Genomic DNA, 18,247 nt, shown 5'->3' on the forward strand with positions numbered 1-18,247 from the left:
GGTTTACGGCGCGATCGCTACGCTGAAATTAGATTTGCAAGACCCGGGCCATGGCCTCGTCGCCTTCTTTGGCGGTGCTCATCATCTTGATGTGCAGTTCGAACTGCTTGGAGAGCGCCAGCACCGAGGTCATCTCCTCGACCGCGTTGACGTTGCTCGCCTCCAGGAAACCGGACTCGACCCGCACGGCGGCATCGGCAGGCGCCGGCTGGCCGCTGGTGGTGTGGATCAGGCCGTCCAGCCCCTTGGTCAGGGTTTTCACATCGGGATTGACCAGCTTGATGCGGTCGACCTGGGCCATGACGTTCGGCGCCTGTCCCAGACCGCGAATGCTTATGGTGCCGTCCATGCCGATCTCGATTTTCTCGTCCGGCGGAACGGCGATCGGACCGCCGTTGCCCATGACCGGCAAACCGTTGCCGGCGCGCAGTACACCGAGCGCATCGACGTTCATGCTGGCGGTACGCACATAGGCTTCGCCGCCGTCGGGTGTCTGCACGGCGATGAAACCGTTGCCGCCCACCGCCACGTCCAGGTCCCGCCCGGTTTCCTGCAAGGCGCCACCGCTGAAATCAGTTGCGGGACGTTCGGTCAGAGCGTAGGCCCGCGAAGGAAAGGTGTCGCCGAACACCGGCATGGAACGCGCCTGTTCCAGGTCACGCTTGAAGCCGGTGGTCGAAATGTTGGCCAGGTTGTTGGCATGGGCCTTCTGCGCCAGCGCGTTCTGGCTGGCACCGGTCATGGCCACGTAGAGCATCTTGTCCACAGGTCTCTCCATCGACGGGCGAATGCCGTCTACTGCTGTACTGAGAGAGGTAGAGCAATATGCGGGCCAACTTTCGACAGATACCTGCAGCCCCTCTGGGACGGGGCCTGCAGCGATTCTGGAGAGACCAACTGGAAGCTTGACGCCGAAAAGTCGGCGCGACATTGCCGCTAGCGGCAAAGGAAGAAAGGATTTACGTCACCCTGCCACGGCGAAGCGTGGCAGGTGTGCTGTCAACGACGGCAACCGGCGTTGCCGAAGGGCCCGGCAAAGCGACGGTAATGCGGCCCGGGGTCGACCTGACTGCACAGGTACCGACCGGTCTCCAGGCTCTGGTATTTGTACCAGGGCGCTGGCGCAGCGACCGCCATCGTACAGGTTGCCGCGATGACCAGGGCTGCACACAGACACCGCATCACTGCCCTGCCCTCATCAGGTCATCTGAATGATGGTCTGCATCACGGTGCTTTCGGTGGAGATGGTCTTGGCGTTCGCCTGGTAGTTGCTCTGCGCCTTGATCAGGTTCACCAGTTCAGCGGTCAGGTCGACGTTGGAGTCTTCCAGCGATTGCGATTGCAGGTTGCCCATGACGCCGGTGTCCGGAGTGCCGATCACGGCGGTACCGGACGCGAACGACTCCTTCCAGTTGGTGCCGCCGTTGGGCGCCAGACCCTGCATGTTGGCGAAGCTGGCCATGGCGACCTGACCGATGACCTTGTTCTGGCCGTTGGTGAAGTTGGCGAACAGGTTGCCGGTGCCGTCCACCGACAGGCCGGTGAGCTCACCGGTCGCATAACCGTTCTGAGTCTTGGCCGAGGTGGCGGAGGCCGAGTTGTATTGCGTGGTCGCAAGCATGTCCAGAGCGACGCCGCCGGCATTGGCCGTTGCGCCGTTGGGCGTCCAGGTACCGTCGGCGCCTTTGCTGGCAGGCACCCAGCCGGCCAGGTTGAAGCTCTTATCGGCGTTGATGCCCAGGCCGCCGGCTACCGGACCCTGATCGGGAACGATGAGGCTGCCATCGGATTTGAAGGTCAGCTTGTTCACCAGCGGTGTAGTGGACGTGGCATCGGCTGGATTGCGACCATCGATGGTGGTGTGCATGGTCCAGCTGTTGGCCACGTCGTCCTTGACGAAATACTGGTTCATCTGGTGCGCATTGCCTAGGCTGTCGTAGACGTCGGTGTTGAAGGTGTAGTTGTAGCTGCTGACGTTGCTCGGATCGAACGGGGTGATGGTCGGCTGCGCAGCGCTGGAATTCAGGTTGACGGTTTCGGCGATCTTGGAAGTGGCCTTGGGCTGCAGGTTGGACGAATCGATTTTCAGGTTGGTCAGCACGCCGGTCTGCACCACGCCGTCCTGTGCGTTGTAGCCCTGCAGGTTGTTGCCCGACACGTCGACGACGTTGCCGTCCTTGTCGCTGTAGAAGGCACCGGCACGGGTGTAGAGCTTCTGGCCGCCGTCGTTGAGCACGAAAAAGCCGTTGCCGTTGATGGCCAGGTCCAGGCTCTGCCCGGTCGAGGTGATGTTGCCCTGGGTGAACTGCTGCGATACGGCCGCTGTGGTCACACCGCTGCCGACGCTGGTCTTGCCGGCCGTGGCGCGGATCGACGCGGCGTACTGGTCGGCGAACTCCGCGCGCGAGGATTTGAAGCCGGTGGTAGCGACGTTGGCGATGTTGTTGCCGGTCACGTTGAGCGCCTTGTTGGCTGCCGAAAGACCGCTCAAGCCGATGTTGAAAGTCATGCTGTACTCCTGCGCCGAACGAAGCGGCTCAAATTCCGATGGTTTGGACTTTCGACAGCGCGACGCTACCCAGTCCAGCGAGGTTGAGGGTCAGTTCACCGCCATTGGTGCCCATCGTGACGCTGTTCACCGTGGCGGGCAGGTAAGTGCTCATGGCCGTGGCGGTACCGTCGACGGTGGCTGCGGCCTTGAAGGTGTAGGTGCCGGCGGCGGCGACCGCGCCGTTGCTGTCCTTGCCATCCCAGGTGAAGCTGGCGTTGCCGGCCGACTGGCTGCCCAGATCGATGCTGCGCACCAGGTCGCCTTTGCTGTCGTAGACGCCGACCGTGGTGTTGCTGCTCGACGAGGTCAGCGCCACGGAGCCGGTGAGGCCCTTGGTGGGGTCGACCACGGCGGTGTCGGTCTGGGCGATGACCGAGCGGCCGACCAGGGACGAGGCCTGCAGCGCCTGGGACGATTGGTAGTTGTTGGCGATGGTACTCACCGACGAATTCAGGCTCTGCATGCTTTCCAGGCTGCTGAACTGCGCGAGCTGGGCGACGAACTCGCCGTTGTCCTGGGGATCGAGCGGGTTCTGGTTCTGCATCTGGGTCACCAGCAACTGCAGGAACGCGTCCTTGCCCAGGGCACTGCCGGCGGTGCCGGTCGAGCTGTTGGTGCTGCTGGTGGTTTTCTGCAATGAGTCCAGGACCGAGGAGCTCACGCCGGTAGTACTGCTGGTAGTCGTCATCTGCGCTCGCCTCTATCACTGACCCAGGGTCAGGACCTTCTGCATCATGGTCTTTGCGGTGTTCATCAGTTCAGCGTTGGTCTGGAAGGAACGGCTGGCCGAGATCATGTCGGCCATTTCCTCGACCACGTTGACGTTCGGGTAGTAGACGTAGCCGTCCTTGTTCGCCGCCGGATGGTTGGGCTCGTAGCGCGCCTCGAGGTTGCTCTGGTCCTCGACCACGCCGGTGACCTGCACGCCCTGCCCCGCCGAGTCCTGGTCCTGGAACAGCGAACCGCTGTCGCCGTTTTGCTGGCCCTGGAGCATGGTGGCGAACACCGGGTGCCGCGCACGGTAGGTCTGGTCGATGCTGGACGACACGGTTTCGGCGTTGGCGATGTTGCTGGCCACGGTGTTCAGGCGCGTGGTCTGGGCACTCATGCCGCTACCGGCGATGTTGAATACACTGGCAAGGGACATGGCTTACTCTCCGCGAAGGGCCGATACCAGCCCTTTGAACTTGCTGTTGAGCAGGGTGAAACTGGCCTGGAAGTTCACCGAGTTCTCGGCGTAGTTCGATTGCTCGATCTGAGCATCGACGGTGTTCTGGTCCAGCGACGGCTGGGTGGAAATGCGGTACTGCAGCTCCTCGTCACCGGAGCTGAACCCTTGGGCGGCGATGTGCTTGCCGTTGGTGGTCTGCAGGCCGAAGGCACCTTTGCCGTTCTGCTCGCTCTGGGCAGCCAGCACCGAGGCGAAGTCCAGGTCACGAGCCTTGTAGTTGGGGGTATCGGCATTGGCGATGTTGTTGGCCAGCACTTCGGCGCGCTTGGCGCGAAACCCCAATGCCTGCTCGTGAATGCCCAGCGCTTTGTCGAAACTGATGCTCATGTTGGTACCTATGCGGCAGACCAGATGGTTCGTGCAGGATAGATAGCAATCACTGTGCCAAGTCTCGAAATGCCCGCCCTGTGCGGGTTGCGGGCCGGTCAGCCGAGGGGGGATGCCAGAAAAGCGGCAAGAAATTTCCGCTGGAGGGGAAAAGCGGCAACGCCGGCGTCAGAAAAATTGCCGCATGGCGCTGCAGTGGCGCACCTCGTCAGACGAGGCACGGGGTCACTTGGCCTGATAGATGATGCCGGGGCTGCACTGCACCATCTGGTAGAGCTCGGGCAGACCGTTCAAGGCTTCGGATGCGCCCAGAAACAGGTATCCACCTGGCTTGAGGGTGCCGTGGATGCGGGTGAGGATGTCTTTCTTCACCTGCGCGGAAAAGTAGATCAGCACGTTGCGACAGAAGACGATATCGAACTTGCCCAGGGCGGCGTAGCTGTCGAGCAGGTTGAACGCGCGAAACTCGACGCGACTGCGAATCGGCGCCTTGACGGCCCAGCGCCCCGGCCCCTTGGGATCGAAGTAGCGCTGCAGGCGCTCCTGGGAAAGGCCGCGACCGATCGCCAGGCTGTCGTACTCGCCGCTCTTGCAGTTGGTCAGCATGCTGCCGGACAGGTCAGTGGCTACGATCTGCACGCCCGACTTCAACTGGCCCAGATTGCTGCGCTCGAATTCGTCGATGGTCATCGACAGCGAATAGGGTTCCTGGCCCGAGGAACAGGCCGCCGACCAGATGCGCAGGCGCGCGCCGGGGCTGGCCTTGATGCTTTCGGGCAGGACCTTGTTCTTCATCACTTCGAACGGGTAGGTGTCGCGAAACCACAGGGTTTCGTTGGTGGTCATGGCGTCCACCACCTGCTCGCGCAAACCGCTGCGCGGCTGGTTCTGGATGCGTTGCACCAGCTCGCCCAGAGACTTGATGCCCTGCTGCTCCATCAGCTTGTTCAGGCGGCTGGCGACGAGGTACTGCTTGTTCTCGCCCAAGAGAATGCCACAGGCTTTTTCCAGGAAGACCCGGAATTGATCAAAATCCAAATTACCCGTAGACACGGTGCCGCCTCTTGCTGGTTCGGTAGGCCGGGCGCTGGCGCCCGGCATTCATACTGCTGCCTTGATGCGATCGACGACACGAGCCGCCAGATCGTCGGGGCGGAACTTGGCCAGGAAATCGTCGGCGCCGACTTTCTTCACCATGGCCTGGTTGAACACCCCGGACAGGGAAGTATGCAGGATCACGTGCAGTTTCTGCATGCGCGGGTCGCTGCGAATCTCGGCGGTCAAGGTGTAGCCGTCCATTTCCGGCATCTCGATATCGGAAATCAGCATCAGGAATTCCTCTTCCGGACGCTTGCCGTCGTCGACCAGCTTGCGCAGGTACTCCAGCGCCTGCCGACCGTCGTTGAGCGCTACCACTTCCACTCCGACCGTCTGCAGGCAACGGGTCACCTGCTTGCGCGCCACCGATGAGTCGTCGACGGTCAACACGCGCAGCGACACGGCCTTGCTGTGGGTCTCCTCGTCGACCACGCCGACCGAGATCGCTTCGGAAGTCGGCGCCACTTCGGCGAGGATCTTCTCGACGTCGATGATCTCGACCAACTGGTTGTCCACGCGGGTGACGGCGGTCAGGTAGTGATCGCGGCCGGTGCCCCTGGGTGGCGGATGGATCTCCTCCCAGTTCATGTTGACGATGCGCTCCACCGAGTGCACCAGAAAGCCCTGAATCTTGGTGTTGTACTCGGTGATGATGACGAAGGTGTCGGTGGATGCCTCAAGCCCCACGGAGCCTGTGGCCATGTCCAGATCGAGGATCGGAATGGTCGCCCCGCGTATGTTGGCCACACCGCGAACCACCGGGTTGGACTTAGGCAATACCGTCAGTTTGGGGCATTGCAGCACCTCCCTGACCTTGAAGACATTGATCCCGTAGAGCTGCTTGCCATTTAGGCGAAACAACAACAACTCGAGGCGATTCTGTCCAACCAGCTGCGTGCGCTGGTTCACCGAATCCATAACACCGGCCATGCCCAAACTCCTCTTGCGACCCTGACGATATCGGCACGGGCCTTGCTATTAGCACTGCATGAACGCAAAAACGACGGTTTCTCGACACATCGCTGCGTATTTATTCTGGGCCGTTGCCACGGTGGGTGGCGCGGTGCTCGGCAGTACGGCGCGCGCCGACAATGTCACATTGCCCGAACAGCTTATCGGTGTCACCCAGGGTTTTCTTGAGTTCACTGTCGAAGATTATCTGGCGACCTCGCAGATCCAGGGTCGCTACGAGATCGAGGTGAACAATCTCGACCCGCGTCTGCGCATGCCGGGTTGTGATCGGCAGCTGTCTGCGACCCTGGAAAGTCCGGCGCAGCCCCTGGGCCGGGTGACCGTGCGCGTGCGTTGCGAGGGCGGCGCGCCATGGACGGTATTCGTTCCGGCCCAGGTCCGGCTGTTCCGCGAGGTGGTCACCACCACCCGGCCGCTCAAACGCGACAGCGTGCTGACCGAAGCCGATGTGGCGCTGCGCGAACGGGACGTCGGGGCGATGGGGCAAGGCTTTCTGGTTTCGCTGGACGAAGCGGTGGGCATGAAGCTGATCCGACCGACGGTTGTCGATCAGGTGCTCACGCCGGTGTTCCTTGAACAGCAGGCACTCGTGCTCAAGGGTGACCAGGTGGTGATCATCGCCCGCAGCGGCACCCTGGCGGTGCGCATGCCGGGTGAGGCGCTGGCCCAGGGTGGCATGAGCGAGCAGATCCGCGTACGCAACCTGAACTCCAAACGGGTGGTCAAGGCACGGGTGACCGGCCCTGGCCAGGTGGAAGTGGCAATGTAAACGCTGGTCGGCTAAGCGGAGTTTTCCTACACTAGGGGGCTATACAAGCCCGTCGCCGCAGCATCGGGCATTTGCGAAATTGCGCCTAAAGTTAATCGGGATTTGGCCGAAAACAAGGCAAGCGTCCAAATACCCAGAGGTTCAGAACAATGGTTATCGACTTCAACCGAGTAGGAAACTCGCCGTCAGTGCAAGGTACGCCACGTACCGGCGCTGCCAAGGAAGTGGCCGCCGACACGCCCGTGCCAAGCACGCCAGCCGTGAAGAGCGGGGAACCGGTCACCTTGAGCGATCAGGCCCAGCAAATGCAGAAAATCACCGACAAGCTGAGCGATCAGCCAACTGTCGACAGCGCCCGCGTCGCCGAGCTCAAGCAGGCCATCGCCGAGGGTAGCTACAAGGTCGACAGCGAGCGCGTTGCCAGCAAAATGCTCAATTTCGAAGCCCAGCGCTAGTTCAGTCTAGGCGCCGGGGCTTCTGGACGCGTCAACGCCAGGGCTCACCATGCACGATCAAACGCTGTTGCAGCTGATTGAAGAAGACCTCCCTTACGCAGGGCAGCTGCTCGAGCTGCTGCGTGATGAGTCGCTGGCTTTGCAAAGCCGCGACATGGAGCTTCTGGAAACGATTCTGGCGCAGAAGCAGTCGTTGATCGTGTTGCTGGAACAGAACGGGCGGCGGCGCAGCCATTTGCTGATGCAGATGGGCCTGTCGGCCGATCGCGAGGGGCTGCAGGCGCTCGCGCGTCAGTCGCACCTGGGCGATGCGTTGCTGGCCAGGGGTGATGCGTTGAGTCAGTTGCTGGCGCAGTGTCAGGCGATCAATGCCCAGGTTGGCCAAGGTATCGCGCGCCAGCAGGTGGCGACCGCCAACCAAATCCGTATTCTCACTGGCGCAGAGCCACCGTCGCTCTACAACAGCCGTGGGTCGACCGCGAAGATGGCCACCTACCGGGCGCTCAGCCAGGCGTAATAAGCGCGTCGCCCCCGGACGCGGCTCGCGCCGCTGCTACAGGGATCGCGTACACCCACGCGATGCACACCGCACGCCTCCGCAACGACGGCGCACGTCGCGCCAGCAGTACACGCGGTTCCCGTGGCAACGGCGCACATTGCGTCGGCGGTACACGCGGTCTCTGTAGCAGCAGCGCGAGCCGCGTCGGCAGGCGATGCGGTGCGTGTTGGCAAAACGCAATGCGCGCCCGACATCTTTAAACCTTTTCAACGAGCTGGCAGAATGCCGCACCTGCGCAGTCGGCGCGATCCGGAGTGGACAAGAACGTGTCAAACGCATCGAACCTGGAAGACGCTCCGCAACCGCCAAAGGTACTGGCTACGCCTCTGGAAGTCGCCGCCAACCTGCGCCTGCTTCAGGAAAGCCATGACCCCCTGATCATCACCTTCCAGGACCGCCCCCTGCGCTGCCAGAGCTTTCTGGTGGAAGTGGACCGAGACAACCTGCGCATCGTGCTCGATGAAATGATCCCGCGCGAAGGCGAAAAGTACCTGGAAGCGGGCGAGCCGTTCAAGGTCGAAGGGTTTCATGAAGGTGTGCGCGTGGCATGGGAAAGTCATGGCAACTGGACCATCACCCAGAAGGAATGCGGACGCTGCTATGTCGGCGCGCTGCCGGGCCAGGTGGTCTATCACCAGCGACGCAACGCCTTTCGTGCAGCGCTCAAGCTTTCGCAGCTGGTGGATGTGGAAATTGCCGGCAGCCGACTGAAGAACACCCTGGTCGGCAAGCTGCTGGACATCTCGGCCCACGGTTGCAAACTGCGCTTCGAAGGCGACATCAGCGAGCGTCTGCAACTGGGGCAGATCTACGAGCGTTTCATGGCCGCCCTGCCCTTCGGCGCCATGACCACGTCGGTCGAGCTGCGCCACCTGCATTTCGAGGAACGCATCGACACCACCTTCGTGGGTGTGCGCTTCCACAACATTCCTGGCTTGGTACAACGCCAGATCGAACGTTTCGTGCATCAATTGCAACGTGAAGCGCAGCGCTTCGACAGAGACGACTTCTGAACCCAGGCCGCGCATCACGCGCGGCCCTGCCGCTCCCTACACGGGTTTGGCCGGCTCCTCGTCGGCAGGCTCGGTGTTCTGCATCTGCTCTTGCACCAAGTGCTCGTCGACACGGGGGTCCAGGGCCGCGGCCAGCGGCGAGTTGGCCGCGGGCATGGCGACGTGATGCAGCGGCGCATCGTCCACCACATGCAGGTTGGTCACCGCCTTCGGCCGGATGCGCCAGACCAGCACCACGGCGAAGAAGCAGAAGAAGGCATACAGCATCTGGCTGCCGAACTGCTTCATCAGCACGCCGGCCACCAGCGGGCCGACACTGGCACCCACCCCGTAGGTCACCAACAGCATCGCGGTCAGCGACACGCGCCGATCGGCTTCCACGTGGTCGTTGGAAAACGCCACGGCCAATGGATACAACGAGAACTGCAGCAACGATACCAGGAAGCCGGCGGCAAACAGCACTTCCAGCGGCACGGTCGGAATCAGCGCCAAAGGCAGTGCAGCAATGGCGATACCCACGGCCACGCATCGGATCAGCAGAGCACGGTCGTAGCGGTCCGACAGCCAGCCTAGTGGCCATTGAACCAGCAGGCCGGCAAAGATGCACGAACCCATGAACAAGCCCACCTGCTCGGTGCTCAACCCCTGCTGTGAGGCATACAGCGGTGCCAGGCCATAGAACGAGCCAACGATCAGACCGGATCCGAGCACGGTGCTCAGCGACTGCGGTACCCGACTGAGGAAGAAGCGCGGTTCCATGGGCGCCGGGTGCATCGGCGCCGGGTGAATCCGTCGCGTGAGCGCAACCGGTACCAGGCACAGGGCGAAGCACAGGGCAACCAGCATGAGCAGTTCCAGGCCCAGTTGCGGATGCACGACCAGGATCAGCTGACCCAGTACCAGGCCGAGGTAGGACGCGATCATGTAACCGCTGAACACCGCCCCACGCTGCTTGGTGTCAGCCTGCTCGTTGAGCCAGCTTTCGATCACCATGTACTGGCACATCATGCCCAGGCCAACGATGACCCGCAGGAACAGCCAGGCTGGCAGGTAATTTACCAGGCCATGGCCCAGCACGGCCGCGCCGACGATACCGGCGCAGGTGGCGTAGGCGCGTATGTGCCCCACGCGGGCGATCAGTCTGTGGCCGATCTTGCCGCCCAGAGCCAGACCGAAATAGTTGGCTGCCATCAGGGCACCGACCCACAGGCTGTCGACCTGCTCGGCCGACAGGCGCAGGGCCAGGTAGGTACTCAATAGACCAGAGCCGATCAGCATCATCAGTGAAGCGAAATACAGGGCTCGAAAGTTTTTCCAGATTTGGCGCATTGCAGGTCCGCGGTAAAGAGTGTCGGAACGATCAGGTCACGGGCGACGGCCCCCCCGCCACTTCGGCGGACCGCTGCGGGAAAGGAGCGTCACCTGCATCAAGCTGTTGCAGGATCAAGCCTGGGCCGCCAGTACCCGGCGCTCCCAAGGGGTGATTTCATCGAAGAAACTCGCCAGCTCCAGGGTCTTGGTCGCGATGTAGCCTTCGATGAACACATCGCCGAACAGTTCCCTGGCCAACAGGCTTCGTTTCAGACGCTCCAGAGCGGCATGCAAGGTACATGGCAAGGACAATTCATCGGGCACCGCGAGGTCGCCCTGCATGGGCGGGGACGGCTCCAGTCGCTGTTCGATGCCGTGCAGACCGGCGGCAAGGCTGGCGGCGATCGCCAGGTAGGGATTGGCGTCCGCACCTGGCAGGCGGTTCTCGACCCGCCGCGCACTGGCCACGCTGGCGGGGATGCGCAGCCCGGCGGCGCGATTGTCGTAGGACCAGCAGGCATTGTTGGGCGACGCATACGGCTGGCAGAGGCGCTGGTAGGAATTCACGTTGGGCGCCAGCAGCGCGGTGAAATCGGCCATGGCCGCCTGTTGCCCACCGATGAAGTGGCGGAAGGCATCGGTGGGCTGGTCGCAAGCGTCGCTGAACACGTTCAGGCCGCTGTCCACCGCTACCACACTCTGGTGTATGTGCATGGAGCTTCCGGCCACCCGCGCCAGCGGCTTGGCCATGCACACCACACTGAGCCCATGCTTGAGCCCGACTTCCTTGAGCAGGTGCTTGAACAGAAAGGTCTGGTCGGCCAACAGCAGCGGATCACCATGGAGCAGGTTGATTTCGAACTGGCTGACGCCCATTTCGTGCATCACCGTGTCGCGTGGCAGGCCCATCGCCGCCATGCTGCGATAGACCTCGGTGAAGAACGGCCGCAGACCGTTGTTGGAGCCGACGCTGAACGCGCTGCTGCCGTCCTCCCGTCGACCATCCAGGCCGATCGGCGCCTGGAACGGCAGCAACGGGTCGGGATTAGCGGCGAACACGAAGAACTCCAACTCGGTGGCCACCACCGGCGCCAACCCCAGACGGCCATAGCGGGCCAGGACTGTCTTGAGTAGGCCGCGGGTCGACAGCGGGGAGAAGCCACCGGTCAGCTCCTCGGCATCGCAGACCACCCAGGCGCGGGGCGGCTCGCTCCACGGCAGGCGGTGCAGCCGAGTCAGGTCGGGCACCAGCGCGACGTCGCCGTCATCGGCGCCGTAGTAGCGGCTGGGCGGATAGCCGCCCATGATGCATTGCAGCAATACGCCGCTGGCCAGCTGCAGCCGCCGCCCTTCCTGAAAGCCCTCGGCGGTCATCACCTTGCCGCGCGGCACGCCGTTGAGGTCAGGTGTGACGCACTCGATTTCATCGACACCGCGCAGGTGCTCGGCGACCGTACGCGGTCCTTCGATACTCATGTCTCTGTCCTTGACGTTGAATGCCGCACGCGGCGATGGGCACAAAATACGCAACGCAACAGGGGCGTGACAAGCCATCGGCAAGCAGAGCTACGACCAAAGTCGCTTGCCGATAGCGTAGCGCCAGTACACAGTGTAACGACTCGGATAAAAGCAGCTCGATGCTGCGCCTTGTTCGCCGGCTCGGCGGACATCAGGAATGATACACATGGATGTTTTGGCTGCACTGTTTCACCCGCTCGAACCACGCCTTCTCATGCTCTGCAGCGATACTTCACGGACCGACTCGCTCGAACGCTACCTTCAAGACCTTTCTCTACCCGTCGAGGGCCTGCAGCCGGAGTTGCAGCCGGCGTATGACTATGAATCGAGCCGGCACAAGGCCATTCTCGTCGAGCCTGGCCGTGGTGAACGCCAGAAAGGCATACGCTGGGTCGACAATATCCGCCGCGGCAACAGCTGGGCTTCGATACTGGTGGCCTTGACGGGCGCCGATGCGGCCATTCGCCAGGACTATCAGCAGGCTGGAGCCGACCATGTCTTGCGCCTGCCAAGCACTGAGCCTGCGCGCGAGACGTTTTACGTCGAACTGTTCCAGAACCCGGACTACTGGAACCTGACGCCGCCGGTGGTGGACCCCGCGCGTCTGTGTCTGGAGGATGAAACCCGGCGGCTGGACCTGACCTTTGCGCAGGTTCAGGTCGTCCTGGCGTTGCTGTACGCGCCGCATCACCAACTGAGCTTCGACGATCTGGCGCAACTGCTGGGGCTGAATCTGCGGACCTTCGACATGCGTGTGGTGGAGAAATTCGTCAGCCGGCTGCGCAGCAGCATCCGTCAAGTCTTCGGCACCAACGTGATCCAGAGTGTGCGCGGCAGCGGCTACCGGCTGAACCGTGGGTGCATTTCGCCGCCGCCCAGCGCTTTCCACTGAAAGGCGGTTTTCACCAGACCGATGGGCATTGGCGGTTTTTTCACGGCGTACTAGGCTTGGAGTGATACGACAACTGTATCCAGCTCTACGTTTTGAAGGAACGACCTCATGCCTACGGATCTTGGCGACAAATTTTCATCCATCAACAATCAGCTCTATACAGCCCACCAGACAACCGACGAAGCGCAGCTGGCGCGTGGTTTCTGGTGGTTCAATGACGTCGACTGCACCCTGACCCAGAACGGTATCACCGTGGGTCTGACACGTACCGAATGTTGGCTGCTGAGCCTGCTCGCCTTCAGCAGCGAGCGGGTCATCAGCAAGGAAGCGCTGATTGCCGGACTGGGCAAGGACCCCAGCCACTACAACGGCCTGGAAATGTCCCTGAGCCGCCTGCAAAGCAAGTTTGGCCAATGCAGCGGTGGTGAACGCCTGATCCGCTCGGTACGCAACCGTGGCTACTGCCTGGCCCAGGTGGTGCGTGCTGCCTATTGCCCGAGCTGGAAATCGCCGACGGGCCTGGCTGGCAAGCCCCCCTGCTGCTGCTAGCGTTCGCGCAGGGCTTCCTTGGCCCGGTTCAGTGGCTTGATCAGGTAATCCAATACCGTCTTGTGCCCCGTGGTGATGTCCACCGTGGCGATCATCCCGGGGACGATGGCGAAGGTCTTGCCGGCCTTGTTTTCCAGCGAGTCGGAATCGGTGCGGATGAACACGCGGTAATAGAACACTTCCGGTTTGACCTCATCCTGAAGGGTGTCGGGCGAGATGGTGACGACCTTGCCGTCAAGCCCGCCGTAGATCGAATAGTCGTAGGCGGTGATCTTCACCTTGGCCTGCTGGTCGGGATGGATGAAGGCGATGTCGCGAGGCGAGATGCGCGCCTCGATCAGCAGACGCTCGTCCAGCGGCACGATTTGCATGAGTTGGCCGTTGGGCGGTACCACGCCACCGATGGTGGTGACCTCGATATCCTTGACGATGCCCCGTACCGGCGAACGCAGGGTCAGGCGCGAGACTGAATCGGAGCGGCCCTTGAGCACGGCGGTGAGGGTTTCGACGTCGGCGTTGGCCTTGGCCAGTTCCTCGCGGGCACGCACCATGTAATCGGAGCGCGCCTCGGTGAGCTTGAGTTCGAGTTCCGACCGCTGCCGATTCAGGCGCAGGACTTCCACGCGGCTGGCCGCCCCGGTCCTGGCCAGGTTATCGGTGATCTGCAACTCGCTGCGCACCAGACGCAGCGACTCGTTGATGCCGGTCAGGGAATCGTCCAGGCCACGACGGCGGGCGTTGTACAGCTCGGTTTCAGCCTTGAGCAGTGCCGGGTAGGCATCGAGCTCGGGGGGAAATTTCAGCGGCTTGAGCCCGACCTCGGCCTGCAGCCGGGCGACGCTGGCCAACGTGGCCCGGTATTTGGCCGCGCTTTCGCCGAAGTTGGATTCGGTCTTGGTCGGATCCAACTGGGCCAGCACTTGCCCGCGCTCCACGATCGCCCCTTCGGTCACATTCATCTCGGCGATGATCCCGCCTTCGAGCGACTGGATCACCTGCTCCCGCGAGCTAGGAATCACCTTGCCGGTGCCGGTGGAGACTTCCACCACTTCGAAAAAGAAGGCCCAGACGAAGAACGCCAGGAGCATGGCGACCGATACCCACACCACGCGGGTCGCGCGCACCACGGTGGAGTCGTCGACACCGTCCTGATAATACGACTGGCCGGGCGCACCGTCTTCGCTGAGCAGCGGAATGCGCTTGAATTCACCGGAGCCCAGCACCTTGAAACCCTTGCCTGTGTCCATTTGCCCTGCCCTCCTTGATTAAGCCGCGCCCTTGGGACGCGACAGCGTGGCGATGGCGTTTTCCTTGGTGTCGTCGATGACCACCTGGCCGTTGTCGACCACGATGATCCGGTCGACCAGCGCCAGCACGCTGGTGCGGTGGGTGGCGACGATGATCGTGCGCCCCTGCCCCCAGGTGGCCAGGTTGTGGATCAGCCGGCGCTCGGTGGTCTCGTCCAGGGACGCGGTGGGTTCGTCGAGCAGCAGGATGTGCGGCTGACGGATCAACAGGCGCGACAGCAGCAGCGACTGGCGCTGGCCACCCGACAGGCCGAGGCCGCCTTCCAGGATCAAGTGATCCATGCCGGTCGGACACTGGCGGACGAAATCCAGCGCGCCAGTGATCTCCAGCGCCGCAATGATTTCCTGATCCGAGGCCTGCCCGGCGCCCATGATCAGGTTCTCGCGCAGGCTGCCGTGGAACAGCCGTGAATTCTGCGTGAGCAGGCCGATGTCACGACGCACGTCGGCCGGGTCTATGTGTCCCAGGGCCACACCGTCGAGCGTGATACTGCCGCCGCTCAGGTCCAGGCCACCGGCCAATGCCTGGAGCAGGGTCGACTTGCCTGCCCCGTTGCGGCCGAGGACGGCGATGCGTTCGCCGGGCGCGATGGTCAGGTCGTTGACGGTCAGCGCCGGGGTGCGCGATTCCTCACTGTATTTGAAGCTGGCACGCTTGAGCGCGTAGCGCCCGCCGATCACCGGCAGGTGCACGCGCTGGGCGCCTTCGGGGTGATCGACAGGCAGCAGCATCAGACGGTTGAGCCCTTCCAGGGCCACTTTGGCCTGTTGCCAGCGCGTCAGCACGTGGGTCAGTTGCGACACCGGCGCCATCATCCGCGAGGCCAGGATCGAGGCCGCCACCAGGCTGCCGGTGGTGAGGTCACCGGCGATCACCATGGGGGCGCCGAACACGATGACGATGGCGAACACCGCGCTCTGCACGTTCTGTGTCCAGGCCACCAGGCCGTTGGTCAAGGTGCGCAGGCGCAGGCTGCTGTCCGCTGCCACGGCGTTGTAGTGGTTCCACTGCTGCTGGAAGCGCTGTTCGGCCTGCAGGCTCTTGATGTCGTCCATGCCCTGCACGGTTTCCACCAGCATGGCGTTGCGCAGGGCCGACTCGCGCATGGACTCGTTGGCCAGACGCGCCAGCTTGCGTTGGGCCAAGAGCCCCGGCACCACCATGGCCACCAGCGCGCACAAGGGAATCAGCACCAGCGGCCCACCGATCAGGTAGAACACCACCAGGAAGATCAGGAAGAACGGCAGGTCGGCCAGCGCCGTGGCGGTGCTGGAGGTGATCAGGTCGCGCAGCGATTCCAACTCGCGCAGCTGCGAGATGAACGAGCCGGTCGACTTGGGCCGTGCCGAGTTGCGCAGGCGCAGGGCGTGACCGAACACCAGGTCGCTGACCCGCAGGTCGGCGCGCTTGCCCAGCAGGTCGGTGATCTTCATGCGCATGATGCGCATGATGAAGTCGAAGACGATCGCCAGCAGCACACCGCCGAACAGCACGTACAGCGTGGGCAGGGATTCGGCCGGGATGACCCGGTCGTACACCTGCATGGAGAACAGCACCCCGCCCAGCCCGAGCACGTTGGCCACCAGCGAGGCCAGCATGACGTGACCGTAGGGCCGCAGGTCGCGCAGGACGATCTTGCGGAACCAGTGCTCGTCGTAGGGCTTGATGTAGTCGTTGGTGCGCACGTCGCTGACCGGTCGAGCCGGACGCAGGATCACCGTACGCAGGGCGTTGTCCAGCAGGGTCTGGCGGTCGATGCTGCTCTGCAGTCCTAGGTCGCCGCTGTAGGCGATGCCGATCTGCTCGTCGTCGCCGAGCACCTGGATGATGCCCACCTGACCGTCCTTGAGCTGCACCACCAATGGCGTGCGCCATTGGGTCAGGGTGGTGGGGTCGTAGTGGGCGAACTTGATGGTCAGCCCGGCCTGACGGGCCATCTGCCGCAGCACGTCCTCGACGCTCGAATCGTCGGCGCGCATCGACGCGATGCGCACGTTTTCGGCCGAGCATTCCAGGCGGTAGTGGCGCGCCACCCCCAGAATCGCATCGAGCCAGACCTGGTAGTCCTGGCGCGAAAAGGTTTCGTGGGGTTGCGCCGTTTCCGGGTCCAGCGGCAGGTTCACGGCATCGTTCATGGCAGGATCTCCACGCCTTGGATGGTGCTCCGATCGATCCGGTAGGCACTGCGCAGGGCGCCGGTGCTGTACAGGCAGTCCACCTGCAGGCGGCGCAGGTCGGCTTCGGTATTGGCCAGGTCGAAACGTGATTGGTGGATTTCCTGCTCGGCGTTGAGCAGGTCCAGCAGCGGCCGCGTGCCCAATTCCAGGTACTGCTGGCCATACAACTCGCGGGCTTCGACGATGCTGGTCTGGCGGTACTGCAGCGAACCGAGTCGACGGTCCAGGCTGGCGGTCTGCGCCTGGGCTTCGAACAGCCCCTGGCGCGCCTGCAGCCTTGCGGCGTCTTCGGCCGAATCGGCGGCGGTCAGGGCGTAGGTGGCCGCTGCGGTGCGGGCGGTGGTGGCGCCGCCCTGGTAGAACGGTACGTCGAGGTTGATGAAGATGCCGGCCTGGGTCCGGTCGATGTTGGAATTGTTGCTGTTGTAATTGCTGTCCAGATAATGGTTAAGCGTGGGGTCGACCGACAGGGTCGGCAGTCCGTCGGCGCGGGCCTGGCGGATGGCCGCCTGGGCTTCGACCCGTTGCGCGTTGGCCACCAGAATCCCCGGCAAGGCGTTCATGTCCGGCTCGGCGGTGCTGCAGGAGGCCAGCAGTGAGGACGGAAAGTCGTCGTTGACGTCGAACGGCGCGGCGCGCCCTACCAGGTTGATCAGGTTGGCCCGCCAGCGGTTGTACAGCGCTTCATACTGCAACAGCGTGGCCCTCGCGCCGTCTTCGCGCGACTTGGCCTGGACCACGTCGGAACGGGTCGCGGCGCCCATGTCGCTGCGCTGACGGGCAAGCTCGGCGATGCCGGCGATGCCCTTGATCTGCTCGCGGGCGATCTCGAGCAGGCGCTTGTAGCGCTGCACCTCGATGTAGGCCTGGGAGGTGTCGCGCGCCACTTGATCGATGCTCAGCAGCACCTGCGCCTGGCTGCGGGCGACCCGCGCCTTGGCCACATCGACGGCGCTGTCGACCTTGCCGAAGTCATACAGCATCTGCTTCAGCGAAATGTTCACCGCCTGACTGGTGCCGTTACCGCCGTAGGAGCTGTCGAGGCCACCGCGCAGGCCGCCGGTGATGCGCGGGTAATAACCGGCGCGCGCGACGTTGATGCCCTCGCCCTGCTGGTAGAGGGTGCCGATCGCTTCAGCGATGCTCGGATGCCATTCCACCGCCAAGCGAACCGCCTGGGCCAGGCCCAGCTGGCTGCCGGCTATCGGCGCAGCCAGGTCGGTGTCATGCTGTTGAGCAGGACCAGGCACGGCTGCGGGCCGGGCAGTGGGGCGTGGATGAAGCCCGACGCGCGAGTCGGGGCGGGTTTCCAGACGGCTGGGGCTGATGATCCGCAGTTCGGGTTCGACGGTGTCTGCGGCCTGTGCCGACAGGGTGTACAGCGTTGTGCTACTCAAGGCCAGAACGGCCACCGAAAACTGTGCTGCCAAAAAGGTCCACTTCAAGCCAATCCTCCACTTCCTGTTGTTCCTGACACGCCCGAGACAGGCGACGTGCGACTTCCTGCCGCAACACCA

The 18,247-nt window shown here is 63.2% G+C and carries 18 protein-coding genes; 6 read left to right on the top strand and 12 right to left on the bottom strand.

All coding sequences use genetic code 11. The annotated features are described in order from the left end of the window. Positions 1-28: 28 nt before the first annotated feature. The 7 genes from B2V21_RS18830 to B2V21_RS18860 form a co-directional block, all read right to left on the bottom strand. Positions 29-766 carry a flagellar basal body rod protein FlgF gene (locus tag B2V21_RS18830; protein WP_049858812.1) on the bottom strand — a complete coding sequence of 246 codons (738 nt, stop codon included), beginning with the start codon at positions 764-766 and terminating at the stop codon, positions 29-31. A 432-nt stretch (positions 767-1,198) separates the two neighbouring features. After that, a complete protein-coding gene (gene flgE / locus B2V21_RS18835) occupies positions 1,199-2,509 on the bottom strand; it encodes a flagellar hook protein FlgE (protein ID WP_049858813.1) in 1,311 nt (436 codons plus the stop codon). A 28-nt stretch (positions 2,510-2,537) separates the two neighbouring features. Continuing rightward, on the bottom strand, positions 2,538-3,239 hold the full coding sequence (flgD, locus tag B2V21_RS18840; RefSeq protein WP_049858814.1) for a flagellar hook assembly protein FlgD: 702 nt from the start codon (positions 3,237-3,239) through the stop codon (positions 2,538-2,540). A gap of 15 nt (positions 3,240-3,254) precedes the next feature. Further along, complete coding sequence (flgC, locus tag B2V21_RS18845) at positions 3,255-3,698, bottom strand: flagellar basal body rod protein FlgC (protein WP_049858815.1); 444 nt, start codon at positions 3,696-3,698, stop codon at positions 3,255-3,257. Between the two features lie 3 nt (positions 3,699-3,701). Then, entirely contained in the window at positions 3,702-4,109 is a 408-nt protein-coding gene (gene flgB / locus B2V21_RS18850) for a flagellar basal body rod protein FlgB (protein ID WP_049858816.1), read from the bottom strand. 225 nt (positions 4,110-4,334) lie between these two features. After that, positions 4,335-5,162, bottom strand: coding sequence for a protein-glutamate O-methyltransferase CheR (gene cheR / locus B2V21_RS18855; RefSeq protein ID WP_049858975.1), 828 nt, complete (start codon positions 5,160-5,162; stop codon positions 4,335-4,337). 48 nt (positions 5,163-5,210) lie between these two features. Further along, positions 5,211-6,137: a chemotaxis protein CheV gene (locus tag B2V21_RS18860; RefSeq protein ID WP_192001486.1), complete on the bottom strand. Its 927-nt coding sequence runs from the start codon at positions 6,135-6,137 to the stop codon at positions 5,211-5,213. Positions 6,138-6,195: 58 nt separating this feature from the next. Between B2V21_RS18860 and flgA the strand changes: the two genes are divergently transcribed. From flgA to B2V21_RS18880, 4 genes are all read left to right on the top strand, one after another. Continuing rightward, positions 6,196-6,948 (top strand): flagellar basal body P-ring formation chaperone FlgA, encoded by a 753-nt coding sequence (flgA, locus tag B2V21_RS18865; RefSeq protein ID WP_056843556.1) that lies wholly within the window; start codon positions 6,196-6,198, stop codon positions 6,946-6,948. 149 nt (positions 6,949-7,097) lie between these two features. Then, on the top strand, positions 7,098-7,403 hold the full coding sequence (gene flgM, locus B2V21_RS18870) for a flagellar biosynthesis anti-sigma factor FlgM (protein WP_049858819.1): 306 nt from the start codon (positions 7,098-7,100) through the stop codon (positions 7,401-7,403). Between the two features lie 49 nt (positions 7,404-7,452). Further along, the gene (locus B2V21_RS18875; RefSeq protein WP_056843558.1) at positions 7,453-7,920 is read left to right on the top strand and encodes a flagella synthesis protein FlgN; all 468 of its coding nucleotides are present in this window, start codon (positions 7,453-7,455) and stop codon (positions 7,918-7,920) included. A 308-nt stretch (positions 7,921-8,228) separates the two neighbouring features. Then, positions 8,229-8,975, top strand: a complete 747-nt coding sequence (locus B2V21_RS18880) for a flagellar brake protein (protein WP_049858976.1) — start codon at positions 8,229-8,231, stop codon at positions 8,973-8,975. Positions 8,976-9,011: 36 nt separating this feature from the next. Here the strand turns inward: B2V21_RS18880 and B2V21_RS18885 are convergent, their stop codons facing one another. Then, entirely contained in the window at positions 9,012-10,304 is a 1,293-nt protein-coding gene (locus tag B2V21_RS18885; protein WP_082223528.1) for an MFS transporter, read from the bottom strand. 114 nt (positions 10,305-10,418) lie between these two features. Continuing rightward, positions 10,419-11,660 (bottom strand): glutamine synthetase family protein, encoded by a 1,242-nt coding sequence (locus B2V21_RS18890; RefSeq protein WP_177327936.1) that lies wholly within the window; start codon positions 11,658-11,660, stop codon positions 10,419-10,421. 310 nt (positions 11,661-11,970) lie between these two features. Between B2V21_RS18890 and B2V21_RS18895 the strand changes: the two genes are divergently transcribed. Next, a complete protein-coding gene (locus tag B2V21_RS18895; RefSeq protein WP_286917686.1) occupies positions 11,971-12,696 on the top strand; it encodes a winged helix-turn-helix domain-containing protein in 726 nt (241 codons plus the stop codon). A gap of 108 nt (positions 12,697-12,804) precedes the next feature. After that, positions 12,805-13,245 carry a winged helix-turn-helix domain-containing protein gene (locus B2V21_RS18900; RefSeq protein ID WP_049858823.1) on the top strand — a complete coding sequence of 147 codons (441 nt, stop codon included), beginning with the start codon at positions 12,805-12,807 and terminating at the stop codon, positions 13,243-13,245. Here the strand turns inward: B2V21_RS18900 and B2V21_RS18905 are convergent. From B2V21_RS18905 to B2V21_RS18915, 3 genes are read right to left on the bottom strand one after another with little or no spacing between them, the layout of a single operon-like run. Beyond that, complete coding sequence (locus tag B2V21_RS18905) at positions 13,242-14,492, bottom strand: HlyD family type I secretion periplasmic adaptor subunit (RefSeq protein ID WP_056843561.1); 1,251 nt, start codon at positions 14,490-14,492, stop codon at positions 13,242-13,244. The genes B2V21_RS18900 and B2V21_RS18905 overlap by 4 nt on opposite strands. Positions 14,493-14,510: 18 nt before the next feature. Beyond that, a complete protein-coding gene (locus B2V21_RS18910; RefSeq protein WP_090359239.1) occupies positions 14,511-16,688 on the bottom strand; it encodes a type I secretion system permease/ATPase in 2,178 nt (725 codons plus the stop codon). Next, positions 16,685-18,142, bottom strand: coding sequence for a TolC family outer membrane protein (locus B2V21_RS18915; protein ID WP_376787036.1), 1,458 nt, complete (start codon positions 18,140-18,142; stop codon positions 16,685-16,687). The genes B2V21_RS18910 and B2V21_RS18915 overlap by 4 nt, the downstream gene beginning before the upstream one ends. Between the last annotated feature and the right edge of the window lie 105 nt (positions 18,143-18,247).

The sequence above is a fragment of the Pseudomonas sp. UBA6276 genome (genome assembly GCF_002438365.1).
In the GTDB taxonomy this organism is placed as follows: domain Bacteria; phylum Pseudomonadota; class Gammaproteobacteria; order Pseudomonadales; family Pseudomonadaceae; genus Aquipseudomonas; species Aquipseudomonas coleopterorum.